This is a genomic window from Luteimonas flava (assembly GCF_036584485.1).
Taxonomy (GTDB): domain Bacteria; phylum Pseudomonadota; class Gammaproteobacteria; order Xanthomonadales; family Xanthomonadaceae; genus Luteimonas; species Luteimonas flava.
The window spans coordinates 263,438-276,463 of sequence record NZ_JAZHBM010000003.1; the positions used below are offsets into that span (position 1 = coordinate 263,438).

The following is a 13,026-nucleotide window of genomic DNA, read 5'->3' on the forward strand; positions in this document are numbered from 1 at the left end:
ATTCTTGGACACCCAGTTCCTCTACACCTTCGTCAACGTCGTCGACCGGGGCTCGATGGCCGCCGCGGCCCGTTTCCTCAACATCACGCCGGCGGCGGTCGCCCAGCAGATCCGCACGCTGGAGCGCGAACTCGGCGTCGGACTGATCGCGCGCGCCGGGCGCACCGTCTGCGTGACCGAGGAAGGTGCGCGCATCCTGCAGCGCACGCGCGACCTGCTGCGCGACGTGTCGGACCTGCGCAGCGTCGCCAACGATCGCGCGGTCGCCGGCGAACTGCGCCTCGGCGCGTGTCCGACCGCGCTGGCCGGCATGCTGCCCGACGTGCTCGCGCGCATGGTCACCACGCTGCCGCAGATCAACGTCTTCATCAAACCCGGTTACTCGGCCGAGCTCTACACCGAGGTGGAGCAGGGCAACCTCGATGCGGCGATCGTGCTGCAGGCGCCGTTCGCGCTGCCCAAGACGTGCAACTGGGAAGTGCTGCGCGAGGAGCCGCTGGTGGTGCTGGCGCCGCAGCACATGGCGCATCGCGATCCGCACGAGCTGCTGTCGAGCGAACCGCTGATCCGCTACGACCGCCACCAGTGGGGTGGCCGCCAGGCCGACGACTATCTGCGCCGCGTCGGCATCACCCCGCGCGAGCGCTTCGAACTCAACGCGCTCAACGCGATCGCGGTGATGGTCGATCGCGGTCTCGGCGTGTCGCTGGTACCCGACTGGGCGCAGCCGTGGCCGGCCGGTGTTCGGCTCGCGCGCATTCCACTGCCGGAGCCCGCGGAGCCGCGCCGCATCGGCATCGTCTGGTCGAATGCCAGCGTGCGCAGCCGGCTCGTGACGGCGCTGCGCGAGGAGTGCCGCGCGACCGCGCGTCGCCATGTCGACGAAGCCGCGATGCGCGAATGATCGATGCTGCATAGCAGCAAACATTTTGTGCGATCGCAGGCAATAAAAACTGTCGTTTGAACATAGGTGCAGGCGGTTCATCCGCACCCTGCGCGCACCTAACCTTCGCCGCAACGTACCGGAAACGCGCGTGGGGAGGCGCCGTTCCATGCGAACCCGTCCTGCCGCATCGATGCGCGATCGCAGCGCCACGTCCACCGGCCGTCCGCACCCCGCCACCGGGGGCCCACGCATCGCACAGCCCGAAGAGAACACACCATGATCAAGCCGCTTTCCGCCGCGATCGGTTGCATCCTGCTGGCCGCCGCCGGCGCCGGACACGCGCAGCAGGCCGACAGCGACACCGATGACGCCGCGCGCCGCGATGCCAAGACACTCGATCGCATGGTCGTGACCGGCACGCGCGTGGCGACCTCGATCGACAAGATTCCTGGCGCCATCAGTCTGGTCTCGCAGGAGCAGGTCGCACACACGCTGGCGCTGACCGAAGACGCGACCGCCGTGCTCGCGCGTACCGTGCCGGGCTACGCCGAGTCCTCGCAGGCGATGAGCAACACCGGCGAGACGCTGCGCGGCCGCATCGCACTGCGTCTGTTCGACGGCATCCCGCAGGGCTCGCCGCTGCGCGAGGGCGGCCGCAACGGCACGTTCACCGACATGGGCCTGGTCGGCCGCATCGAAGTGATCAACGGACCGTCGGCGTCGGAAGGCATCGGCGCCGCGGGCGGCATCATCAACTACATCTCCAAGGTGCCGACGGTCGAGGGGCACGAGACCCAGCTGACCACGCGCTACTCGACGCAGTTCGGCACCGACAGCAGCGGCTGGAAGGTCGGCGTGAACCACGCCTACAAGGGTGACGCCTTCGACATGCTGGCCAGCGCGTCCTACATCGACCGCGGCATCTCCTACGACGGCAACGGTCGCCGCATCGGCATGAACACCAGCGGCTCGGTGTCGGATTCCGAAGCGCGCAATCTGTACTTCAAGGGCGGCATGAACTTCGGCGAAGGCCTCGCGCAACGCCTGCAGTTCAGCTACAGCGACTTCAAGATCGAAGGCAAGGCGAACTACATCCAGGTCGAAGGCTGTCGCCCGGATCCGGTGCTCTGCCCGGTGCCGACCACGAATACCTCCGAACGCGGTTCGATCGCCGGCGCGCTCGCCGAGATCAACGATTTCCGCCAGGCGGCCGTGAACTACAGCCATGGCGATCTGTTCGGCGGTACGTTCAATGCCGACATCTACTGGGCCGACCAGGCGATGCGCTACCTGCCCGAGGACGGCGACGACCGCCAGCTGGTCAAGGTGGACGACAACTTCGACGAAGCGGACCGCATCTTCGACCAGTCCGAGATCGTGTCGAAGAAGCGCGGCCTGCGCACGTCGTGGACGCGCGGTGACCTGTTCGCCGTCGAAGGTCTGCAGCTGCGCACCGGTCTGGATCTGGTCGAGGACGAAGCCGCGCAGCGGCTCGCGATCACCAATCGCCTGTGGGTGCCGCCGATGCAGTATTCGAGCGTCGCACCGTATGCGCAGCTGAGCTGGGACGTCGGTCCGGTCACGGTCAGCGGCGGTGTGCGCCACGAGGACGGCAAGCTCGACGTCGACAGCTACACGACGACCGCGTTCCGCAACAGCGTGTTCGTGCAGGGCGGCGGCCTGGAATACTCGGAGACGATGAAGAACATCGGCGCGATCTGGCGCATCACCGACGAATTCTCCACGTTCGTCAGCTACGGCGAAGGCTTCGGCCTGGCGAACATCGGCATTCCGCTGCGCAACATCAGCGTGCCGAACCAGTCGGTCGACCGCATCGCCGATCTCGATCCGATCATCGTCACCAACCGCGAGGTGGGCTTCAACTGGGCCGGCACCGATGCGTCCTTCGGCGCGTCGTACTACGACTCGCGCTCGCCGTTCGGCACCTCGCTGTCGGTCGATCCGATCACCAACGACTTCGTGCTGGCGCGTGCGCCGGTGCGGATCAAGGGCTTCGAGGCCAACGGCGAGTTCCGCTTCAACGACCAGTGGAAGGTGTCGGGCATCTATTCGCGGATCCGTGGCAAGACCGCGTTCTGGTCGTCGGCGCCCAACGGCGACTACGACGCCGGCGAACTGAAGAAGCCGCTGGGCGTGCTCGACGTCAATCCCGACAAGATCGCCGTGTCGGTCACCTGGAAGTTCATGCCGACGGCCGACGTCACGCTGGGCGCGACCACGCTGCTCGATCGTGACCTGTCCGGCAGCGACGTGCGCAGCTTCGACAACCGCAGCTTCAGCTACGTCGAGAACACCGAGGGCTATACGCTGTTCGATCTGGGCGTGAACGTGGACACCGGCCGCTACGGCAAGCTGACCGTCGGCATCGAGAACCTGCTCGACAAGCAGTACATCCTCAGCTGGTCGCAGGTGCCGGGCTTCCAGAACTACTGGGCCGGTCGCGGGCGGATGGTGTCGCTCACGCACACGATCACGTTCTGATCGATGCGATCGGATGAGATGGCCCCGCGTGGCGCGGGGCCTGCGTGCGGGATGCGGGAGATGCCGGTGCAGGCAGCAGACAGGACGCGACCGCGTCGCGCGAACGGTGACAGGCGGCGGCGCGTGCGACTGCCGGTGATCGCGCTGCTCGCCTGCGCGTGGCTGTCGCCGCTGATGTCCGCGCATGCGCTCGAACCGGTCGCGCCGGCTGCGCGCTGGCAGGCGCTCGATGCCTTTGTCGACGACGCGGTGGGCCCGGGTGGCTACACCGGCGCCGTGGCGTCGGTGTGGCAGGACGGCCAGGCGCCGCACGTGCACGTTGCAGGCGCGCGCGATCTCGCCGGCACCACGCCGATGCGCGCCGATGCGATCTTCCGCGTCTACTCGATGACCAAGCCGATCGTCTCGGTCGCCGTGCTGATGCTGGTCGAGCGCGGGCGCATCGGACTCGACGACGACATCGCGGCGCACCTGCCGGCGTTCGCGCAGTTGCGCGTGCTGGGCGATGACGGCGCGCTGCGCGCACCCGCGCGTGCGCTGACGGTCCGCCATCTGCTCACCCACACGTCCGGCATCGCCAACACCGAGGGCGCGGCACTGCGTCTGCGCGAGGCGGCGGGCCTGGACGACGCCGCGGATCTGGACGTGTACGTCCAACGCCTTGCCGCCGTGCCGCTGCAGCACGATCCCGGCACGGTGTTCGCCTATGACGGCGCCGCGACGAATGTCCTGTCGCGACTGGTCGAGGTGGTCTCCGGCGAATCTCTGGACGTGTTCCTGCGGGCCCGGCTGTTCGTGCCGCTGGACATGCGCGACACCGGATTCTCGGTGCCGGCAGACCAGCGTGCCCGCGTGGTCGACATCACCACCACCGGCGACGACGGCCACCTGCGCATCGCCGACGGTCCGAGTGCGACGACGCCTGGCGCCGCGCTCAATCCCTACACCAGTGGCGCCGGGGGGCTGTACTCGACCGCGGCGGACTATCTGCGGTTCGCGCGCATGCTGCTCGGGCGCGGCGCGCTCGACGGCACGCGCTATCTGCGCGAGGACACGGTGGCGATGATGCTGCGCAACCAGCTCGGCTTTCTCGACGCGCCACACACGAGCTTCAGTCCATTCGAAGGCTTCGGCTTCGGTGTCTCGGTGCAACTCGATCCTGCCGCGCGCGGGCGTCTCGGTGCGCCGGGACAGGTCGGCTGGTCGGGCGCAGCGTCGACGTATTTCACGATCGATCCGGCGCGCGGCCTCGTCGCGATCCTGCTCGCCCAGCATCTGCCGCGCGACGTGGCCGGCGATCCACCGCGGCTGGCGACGCCGTTCTACAACCTCGTCCAGCAAGGCGCTGCACCGTGAGCGCCGGTCGCGTGCTCGTCGCCGGCTCGGCGAATCTCGATTTCGTGGTGCGCGCCGCGCACATCCCGGCGCCCGGCGAAACCGTGCTGGGCCGTGAATTCCAGACCTTCCCCGGCGGCAAGGGCGCCAACCAGGCCGTTGCCGCCGCACGCGCGGGCGGTGCGGACACCCGGATGCTGCTCGCCCTCGGCGACGACGCGCACGCGGTGCCGGTCGAGGCCTCGCTGCGCGAGGCGGGCGTCGCACTCGACATCCGCCGGCAGACCGCACACGCGACGGGTGTCGCCTTCATCTGCCTGTCCGATGGCGCGGAGAACGCGATCACCGTCGCGCCGGGCGCCAATGCCGCGCTCGTCGCCGACGACCTGCCCGATCTCGCCGGCGTGGACACCCTGCTGCTGCAGCTGGAAACCCCGATCGACGCGGTCACCGCGTGGGCCACGCGTGCGCGCGAGGCCGGCGTGCGCGTGGTGCTCAATGCCGCGCCGGCGCGCATCCTGCCCGATGCGCTGCTGCGCCAGGTCGACGTGCTGATCGTCAACGAAGGCGAGCTGGCGATGATCGCCCACCAGGCCGACGATCTCATCAGCGCCCTGAAATGCGTGCCGGTGCCGGCCGTCGTCGTCACCCTCGGCGCAGTCGGCTGCATCGCCCGGGATGGGACGGACCTGCATCTGCAACCCGCATTTCCGGTTGCGGCAGTGGACACCACGGCTGCGGGCGATACCTTCTGTGGCGTGCTGGTGGCGACACTCGCGCGCGGCGCAACGCTGGTGGCCGGACTGCGCGCTGCCGCGGCGGCGTCGGCGCTCGCCTGCACCGCGCTCGGTGCGCAGTCGAGTGTGCCGGCGCGCGCCGACGTCGACGCGCTGCTGCGTGGCGATGCCGACAGTGCAGGCCTCGATGCACTCGCCGCGCGCTGCGCCTCGTCGGCCGCCTGATCCGTTCTTCTTCGAGAGTTCCCCCATGAGTCCGTCTCCCTACCGCACGCTCGACGAGGACCAGCCCGATGACGGCAGGCCCGTCGACGCGGATTACGGCCCGGCGCCGCGCCGCACCGAGTACAAGTTCTCGCACGTCACCACCGGACGGTATCTGCCGACACCGGGCAAGGCGCCCGGCTGGCCGTTCGCCGACATCGGCGACTGGATGATCGACGCCAACGACAGCGCGCAGGACTGGCTGGCCGAACTGCGCGACTGGCGCCGTGAACACCTGGTGCGCATCGGCTACGACGACGCGAACTACCGCCATCCCGACCTGCAGTGGGCGCAGCGCAACTTCGTGCACGCGCAGATGATGGTCGAGGACCGCTACTTCTTCGATCCCGACACCGGCACCTACACCGTCGACCGCTATCTCGACGATCTGGTCGAGCGCTTCGGCGGCCTCGATTCGGTGCTGATCTGGTACGTCTATCCGAACATCGGCGTCGACGACCGCAACCAGTTCGATCTCGCCCACGACATGCCCGGTGGTCTCGACGGCCTGCGTGAAGCCGTACAGGCCTTCCAGGCGCGCGGCGTGCGCGTATTCCTGCCGGCCAAGCCCTGGGACCACGGCACGCGTGATCCCGGCGTCAGCCACTGGGAAGGCCTCGCAGAGATCGTCGCGGCGGTCGGCGCGGACGGCATCAACGGCGACACCTTCAACGGCGTACCGCGCGCGTTCTTCGATGCCTGCCAGCGTCTGGGCCGCACCGTGGTGCTGCAGCCCGAATCGACGATCAGTTCCGAAGAACAGCTGATCTGGAACGTGCAGAGCTGGGGCAAGAAGGCGCCCGACGGGCCGGTGCCGCCGGTGTCGAAATGGAAGTGGCTCGAACCGCGGCACATGGTGAACTACGAGAACCGCTGGGGCCGCGACCGCACGCACGACCTGCAGTACTGCTTCTTCAACGGCATCGGCTACAACGCCTGGGAGAACATCTGGGGGATCTGGAACCAGTTCACCCCGCGCGATGCCGAAGTCCTGCGCCGCATCGCCACGATCTATCGCCAGTTCCCCGATCTCGTCGTGTCGATGGACTGGGCGCCGTACCAGACCAGTCTGCAGCGCGGGGTGTTCATCAGCCGGTTCCCCGGGGCGGGCCGCACGTTGTGGACGCTGGTCAATCGCAATGCGTACGCCGTCGATGGCGAACAGCTCGCGCAGCCGCACGTCAAGGGCACGCGCTACTACGACGTCTGGAATGGACGTGCGCTGTCGCCGCGCATCGTCGATGGCCAGGCGCTGTTCGAACTGCCGATGGAAACGCGCGGTTTCGGCGCTGTGCTCGCAGTCGATGCCGGCGCACCGGTCGAAGGTCTCGACGGCTTCCTCGCAACGGTGGCCGCGCAGGCGGCGCAGCCGCTCGGCGCGCACTCGGCGGCCTGGCGTACGCTCCCGCAGACGCTGGTCGATGTGGCGTCGACGACGCCGCAGGCCGACGCCCCCGAGGGCATGGTCACTGTGCCGGCCGACAGCTTCCTGTTCCAGGTCGGCGGCATCGAGATCGAAGGCTTCAACTGGTCCGGCGTCGACGTGCAGTATCCGTGGGAAGACAGTCCACGTCGCCATCACCGGCGGCGCATGGACCTGGCGGCGTTCCACATCGACCGCCATCCGGTCACCAACGCGCAGTTCAAGCGATTCATCGATGACAGCGGCTACGCGCCGCGTGACGCGCACAACTTCCTGCGGCACTGGGTCGACGGCGCGCCGCGCGCCGGCTGGGACCGCAAGCCGGTGATCTGGGTGTCGCTCGAAGACGCCCGTGCCTACGCCGCGTGGGCCGGCAAGCGTCTGCCGCGCGAATGGGAGTGGCAGTACGCCGCGCAGGGCATCGACGGTCGCCGCTACCCCTGGGGCAACGACTGGCACGACAGCTTCGCGCCGCGGGTCAATCGCGGACGCCGCCTGCAGCCGCCCGCCGATGTCGACGCGCATCCGCAGGGTGCATCGCCGTTCGGCGTCGAAGATCTGGTCGGTAACGTCTGGCAGTGGACCGACGCGTTCGCCGACGACCACACACGCGCGGCGATCTTGCGCGGCGGCAGCAGCTACCAGCCGCAGACCTCGCACTGGTATTTCCCGCAGGCCTACCGCCTCGACCAGCACGGCAAGTACTTGCTGATGGCACCGTGCAAGGACCGTTCGGGCACGATCGGTTTTCGCTGCGTGGTGGATGCCGGCGGGGGCGCGCAATGAGCACACCGACGACCGTGCGTGACGTACAGCGGCCGCCCGCACCGTCGCAGGTGCAACTGCGCGGCCTGCTGGGCGATGCGCTCGATGCCAACCGCCGCGGCCGCCTGTCGACCTTCGTCACCGGTCCCGACAGCCCCGCGATCGCGATCTTCGATCCCGCGCATCGCGCGCACAACGACGAGGGCGACTGGTACGGCGAACACGCCGGGAAGTGGTTGTCGGCGGCGGCGAAGGCGGCGGCGCGCAGCGGCGACGCGGCTTTGGAAGCGCATCTGCGCGCGGTGGTGTCCTATCTGCACGCGGTGCAGGACACCGACGGCTATCTCGGCACCTATGCGCCGCACCGACGCTTCATGGTGCCGCAGCCGCCGAAGCCCGAAAGCTGGAACGGCGAGCCGGCGCTGCGCACCTGGGACGTGTGGACGCACGCCTATCTGCTGCTCGGCCTGCTCGACGTACATCGCGCGTTTCCGGATTCGGGCGCACTCGACGCCGCACGACGGATCGGCGCGCTGTGCTGGCGCACGTTCTGCGTCGACGGCATCGACATCACCAGTGTCGGCAACCACCACGGCATGTCGGCGACGGTGCTGCTCGATCCGGTGATGGATCTGCATGCGCTGACCGGCGATGCGGATCTGCTTGCGCTGGCGCATCGCATCGTCGAACAGATGAATGCCAATCCGCGTCTGGCGCTGATCGAACGCGCGCTCGACGGCGCCGATCCGTCCGAGATCGCGACCGGCAAGGCCTACCAGCTGTGCTGGAACCTCGTCGGCCTGGCCAAGCTCGCGCGCGTCAGCGGTGATCCGCGTCATCGTGCGGTACTCGACGCGCAGTGGCAGGCGATCGCCGACCATCACCTGAGTCTCGGCGGCGGGCCGTTCGGCGGCATCGGCCATCGCTCGCGCGAAGTGTTCAATCCGGCCTTCGTGTTCGACCCGCAGGCGTACGTCGAAACCTGTTCGATCCTCGCCTGGCTGCAGCTCAACCGCGAACTGCTCGCGATCACAGGTCACGCGCGCCACGCCGAGGAGATCGAACGCACCGCCTACAACGATCTGCTCGGCGCGCAGGCGCCCAACGGCGAGGACTGGTGCTACTACTCCTACGCCAACGGTCAGCGCATCCACACGAACTACTGGCGGTGCTGCAAATCCAGCGGCGCGATGGCGATCGAGGAACTGCAGGGCATCGCCTACGCCGAGCGCGACGATGGCCTGGTGGTGAACCTGCTCGGGCCGAGCGAGGCGACGTTCGATCGCATCGACGCCGGGCGCGTGCGCATCGTGCAGGACACGCGCTATCCATTCGATGGCGCCGTGCAATTCACGCTGGATGTGGAACGCGAGGCGGACTTCGTGCTGCACATCCGGATTCCGGCGTGGGCGCAGGGCGCGACGCTGGCGCTCAATGGTGCGCCCTTCGACGCTGCGCTCGTCGCGGGCGACTACGCCAGCCTCGCGCGCACCTGGCGCGACGGCGACGTGGTGACGCTCGATCTGCCGATGTCGCCGCGCGTGCATCGCCGCAGCTACCGCAACGTCCAGATCTCGCGTGCCCCCGACGGCAGCCCGGTGCGCCAGCAGGTGCTGCATTACGCCTGGATCGCGTTCGGACGCGGCCCGCTGGCGTATGCGACCGGACTGATCGACGGCTACAAGACATCGGAGATCGTGCGTCTGCCCGACGACGATGCGCAGATCCGTCTGGAGACGCTGGCGCCGCAGGGCGATGCGCCGGCCGTCGGCCTGCGCCTGCATCTCGACGATCGTGCGCCGATCGATTTCGCGCCGTACTACGGCCTCGGCGCGCGTGCCGACCGCATCTGGCGGCTGACCTGGCTGGGCCTGGCGCCGCAGGGCGGCGTGGACAGCGGAGATTGCGGAGCGCTTTGAGATGATGCCCCTGCGCAAGCAAGTTTCTGTGGCGCGAGAACATAGACAGGACGGATGGGTTGCGATGCCGGGCTTGCGCAGACTGCGCGCGGGCACCGCCGCAGCTTGGGAAGGATGTCGGACGACATGACGGGTTCCATCTTCGACAGCGGTCGCAGCGGGCCGCCGGGGCCGCTGAGCGGCGTGCGCGTGCTCGATCTCAGCGCGTACATCGCCGGTCCCTACGGGTGCGCGCTGCTCGCCGACCAGGGCGCCGACGTGATCAAGGTCGAGCCGCCGGATGGCGACAACCTGCGCAACTATCCGTCGACGCTCGCCGACGAAAGCCGCGCGTTTCTCGGCGTGAACCGCAGCAAGCGCGGCGTCACCCTGAACCTGAAGGACGACGACGATCGCGCCGTGCTCTATCGCCTGGTGCGCGAGGCCGACGTGCTGGTGCACAACTTCCGCCCCGGCGTGCCGGAACGGCTGGCGATCGATTTCCCCACGCTGTCGGCGCTGAATCCGCGGCTGATCTACTGCGCGGTCACCGGCTACGGCGAAACCGGTCCGCTGAAGGACAAGGCCGGCTACGACCAGGTGCTGCAGACGATGACCGGCATGTGCACGCTGCAGGGCAAGCGCGGTGGCGCACCGGAGATCATCTACGGCTCGGTGGTCGACTACTACGCGGCCGCGTTGCTCGCCGCCGGCGTGTCGTCCGCGCTGTTCGAGCGCGAGCGCAGCGGCGAAGGCCAGTTCGTCGGCGTGTCGCTGCTGCGCAGCGCGCTGACCATGCAGTCCGCGCGCATGGTCTGGGCCGAAGGCGAGGCGCTCGACATCGGCCGCGACATGCGCTCGGGCGGCGTGACCGGCCTGCATCCCACGCGCGAGGGCTGGCTGTACGTGTCGGCCAACACGCCGCGGTTCTGGCAGGCGCTGTGCGCGCTGACCGGTCTCGATGCACTGGCCGCCGATCCGCGTTACGACAGCGTGCGCAAGCGCGCCGTGCATGCCGACGAAATCCTGCCGCAGCTGCACGCGGCGCTGGCCACGCGGGACGCGCTGGACTGGGAAGCACGTTTCGGCGACGCGGTGCCCTGCGCGGCCGCACGCGCGGTCGAGGACATGTTCGAACACCCGCAGGTACTGGCCGAGGAGATCGTGGCGACCATCGATCACCCGCGACTGGGCAGCTATCGTGGCGTTTCCCGGCCGATCCGCTTCGGCCGCACGCCGGGACCCGCCCCGTTCGCCGCGCCCGGGCTCGGCGAGCACTCGGACGCGGTCAGGGTGGCCCTCGACGACGCCGGGCGCGACAATGACGGGCCCGCCTGACACGCGGCGCGCGTCCCGAACCCCGAGGTGTCCATGTCTGCTGCAACATCCGCGTCCAAACTCGAACAGCTGCGCGAGCTCTCCGTGGTCGTCGCCGACACCGGCGATGCCGACGCCATCGCCCGCCTGAAGCCGGTCGACTGCACCACCAACCCGACGCTGGTGCGCAAGGCGCTGGACCTGCCGATCTACGCCGATCTCGTCGAGCGCGAGCTCGAACGCGCCGAGGATCTGGACGGCGACGTCGACGCCGTCGCGCGCAAGGTCGTCGACCGCCTGACGATCGGCGTGGGCCGCAAGCTCGCCGGTCTGGTGCCGGGTCGCGTGTCGACCGAGGTCGATGCCGATCTGTCGTTCGACACCGAGGCGACGATCGCCAAGGCGCGCCAGTTCATCGAGATGTACCAGGATGCCGGCGTGCAGCGCGAGCGCGTGCTGATCAAGATCGCCGCGACCTGGGAAGGCATCCGCGCCGCCCGCGAGCTGCAGCGCGAAGACATCGACTGCAATCTCACGCTGATCTTCAACCGCACCCAGGCCATCGCCTGCGCGGAGGCCGGCGTGTTCCTGATCTCGCCGTTCGTCGGCCGCATTCTCGACTGGCACGTCGCGCGCGGCGACACGCCGGCGACGATCGACGACGATCCGGGCGTGCGCTTCGTGCGCGACGTCTACACCGAGTTCAAGCGTCGCGGTTCGCCGACGGTGGTCATGGGCGCGTCGTTCCGCTCGACCGCGCAGATCGAGGCGCTGGCCGGTTGCGACCGTCTGACGATCTCGCCGGACCTGCTGGAAAAGCTCGACGCCGAGCATGGCGAGCTGCCGCGCAAGCTCGACGCGGACGAGGGCGACGGCGAGATCGCACCGCCGGTCGATGGCGCGCGCTACGCCGCCGACCTCGCCGCCGATCCGATGGCGACCGAGAAACTGCGCGACGGCATCGCCGCGTTCGCCAAGGATCTGGACGCACTGCGGGCGACCATCGCCCAGCGCCTGCAGGCCCGCTGACATGCGCCCGCGTGTGCGGGACGGCATGCGCGTCGCCGCGTGCGGCGCGCTGCTGTCGATGCTGGTCGCCTGCGCGCTGCCCGCGCGAGAGGCGTCCGCGCCCGGCGCGGCCGTGGTCGTGCCGGAAAGCCGGCCCGGGGTCACGATCGGCTATCTCGACGCGCCTGCGTTCGACAGCCGCGCGCTGCTGCCGGCGCCGCCCGCGCCGGGTTCGGCTGCGCAGGCACATGACGATGCGATCGCCGCGCGCAGTCTCGCCCTGCACGACACCGCGCGCTGGCGTCAGGCCACGGTCGATGCCGATCTGACGTTCCCGGCCGCCGAGCCGCTGTTCGCCTGCGCGCTCGGCGTCGAGATCAGCGCCGACCGCACACCGCATCTCGTGCGCCTGCTGCGGCGCAGCCTCGCCGATGCGTCGAATGCCGGTCGCGCGGCGAAGGATCACTGGCAGCGCGGCCGCCCCTTCGTGCGCAACGCCGCACCGGTGTGCACGCCCGAAGACGTTGAGCGGCTGACGACCAGTGCCTCGTATCCGTCGGGCCACACCGCGATCGGCTGGGCGTGGACGCTGGCGCTGGTCGAACTCGCGCCCGAGCGCAGCGACGCACTGCTGCAACGTGGTCGCGCATTCGGCGAGAGCCGGCTGGTCTGCAACGTGCACTGGCACAGCGACATCGTCGAAGGCGAACGCGTCGGCGCGGCCACCTTCGCGCGCCTGCAGGCATCGCCCGCGTTCCGCGCCGACCTCGACGCCGCACGCACCGAGATCGCCGCGCAACGCGCAGCCGGCGCGACGCCCGCGCATTGCGACACCGAAACCGTCGGCCTGCGGCAGTCGCCGATCCCGGCCGCGGACGACCGCGACTGACC

Annotated in this window: 9 protein-coding genes; all 9 read left to right on the top strand. The window is 69.3% G+C overall.

Annotation, left to right across the window (positions count from 1 at the left end):
* The first annotated feature begins 4 nt into the window (after positions 1-4).
* The 9 genes from V3391_RS13625 to V3391_RS13665 all read left to right on the top strand — a co-directional run bounded on the left by V3391_RS13625 (position 5) and on the right by V3391_RS13665 (position 13,024).
* Positions 5-904, top strand: coding sequence for a LysR family transcriptional regulator (locus V3391_RS13625; protein WP_332078982.1), 900 nt, complete (start codon positions 5-7; stop codon positions 902-904).
* 258 nt (positions 905-1,162) lie between these two features.
* On the top strand, positions 1,163-3,388 hold the full coding sequence (locus V3391_RS13630; RefSeq protein WP_332078984.1) for a TonB-dependent receptor: 2,226 nt from the start codon (positions 1,163-1,165) through the stop codon (positions 3,386-3,388).
* Between the two features lie 123 nt (positions 3,389-3,511).
* Positions 3,512-4,744, top strand: a complete 1,233-nt coding sequence (locus V3391_RS13635) for a serine hydrolase domain-containing protein (protein ID WP_332078985.1) — start codon at positions 3,512-3,514, stop codon at positions 4,742-4,744.
* On the top strand, positions 4,741-5,685 hold the full coding sequence (locus tag V3391_RS13640; RefSeq protein ID WP_332078986.1) for a ribokinase: 945 nt from the start codon (positions 4,741-4,743) through the stop codon (positions 5,683-5,685). The genes V3391_RS13635 and V3391_RS13640 overlap by 4 nt, the downstream gene beginning before the upstream one ends.
* A 25-nt stretch (positions 5,686-5,710) precedes the next feature.
* Positions 5,711-7,933: a formylglycine-generating enzyme family protein gene (locus V3391_RS13645; protein WP_332078987.1), complete on the top strand. Its 2,223-nt coding sequence runs from the start codon at positions 5,711-5,713 to the stop codon at positions 7,931-7,933.
* Entirely contained in the window at positions 7,930-9,831 is a 1,902-nt protein-coding gene (locus V3391_RS13650; RefSeq protein ID WP_332078988.1) for a glycoside hydrolase family 127 protein, read from the top strand. Before V3391_RS13645 ends, V3391_RS13650 begins: the two co-directional genes overlap by 4 nt.
* 126 nt (positions 9,832-9,957) lie before the next feature.
* Positions 9,958-11,148: a CaiB/BaiF CoA transferase family protein gene (locus V3391_RS13655; RefSeq protein ID WP_332078990.1), complete on the top strand. Its 1,191-nt coding sequence runs from the start codon at positions 9,958-9,960 to the stop codon at positions 11,146-11,148.
* Between the two features lie 33 nt (positions 11,149-11,181).
* Complete coding sequence (locus V3391_RS13660) at positions 11,182-12,156, top strand: transaldolase (protein ID WP_332078992.1); 975 nt, start codon at positions 11,182-11,184, stop codon at positions 12,154-12,156.
* A gap of 1 nt (position 12,157) precedes the next feature.
* Positions 12,158-13,024, top strand: coding sequence for an acid phosphatase (locus V3391_RS13665; protein WP_332078993.1), 867 nt, complete (start codon positions 12,158-12,160; stop codon positions 13,022-13,024).
* The last annotated feature ends 2 nt before the right edge of the window (positions 13,025-13,026 follow it).

What these genes read in the sequence shown, in the direction of transcription:
- V3391_RS13655 (WP_332078990.1), top strand. Translation starts at nt 9,958, where the DNA reads ATGACGGGTTCCATCTTCGACAGCGGTCGCAGCGGGCCGCCGGGGCCG.
- V3391_RS13630 (WP_332078984.1), top strand. Translation starts at nt 1,163, where the DNA reads ATGATCAAGCCGCTTTCCGCCGCGATCGGTTGCATCCTGCTGGCCGCC.
- V3391_RS13665 (WP_332078993.1), top strand. Translation starts at nt 12,158, where the DNA reads ATGCGCCCGCGTGTGCGGGACGGCATGCGCGTCGCCGCGTGCGGCGCG.
- V3391_RS13650 (WP_332078988.1), top strand. Translation starts at nt 7,930, where the DNA reads ATGAGCACACCGACGACCGTGCGTGACGTACAGCGGCCGCCCGCACCG.
- V3391_RS13660 (WP_332078992.1), top strand. Translation starts at nt 11,182, where the DNA reads ATGTCTGCTGCAACATCCGCGTCCAAACTCGAACAGCTGCGCGAGCTC.
- V3391_RS13645 (WP_332078987.1), top strand. Translation starts at nt 5,711, where the DNA reads ATGAGTCCGTCTCCCTACCGCACGCTCGACGAGGACCAGCCCGATGAC.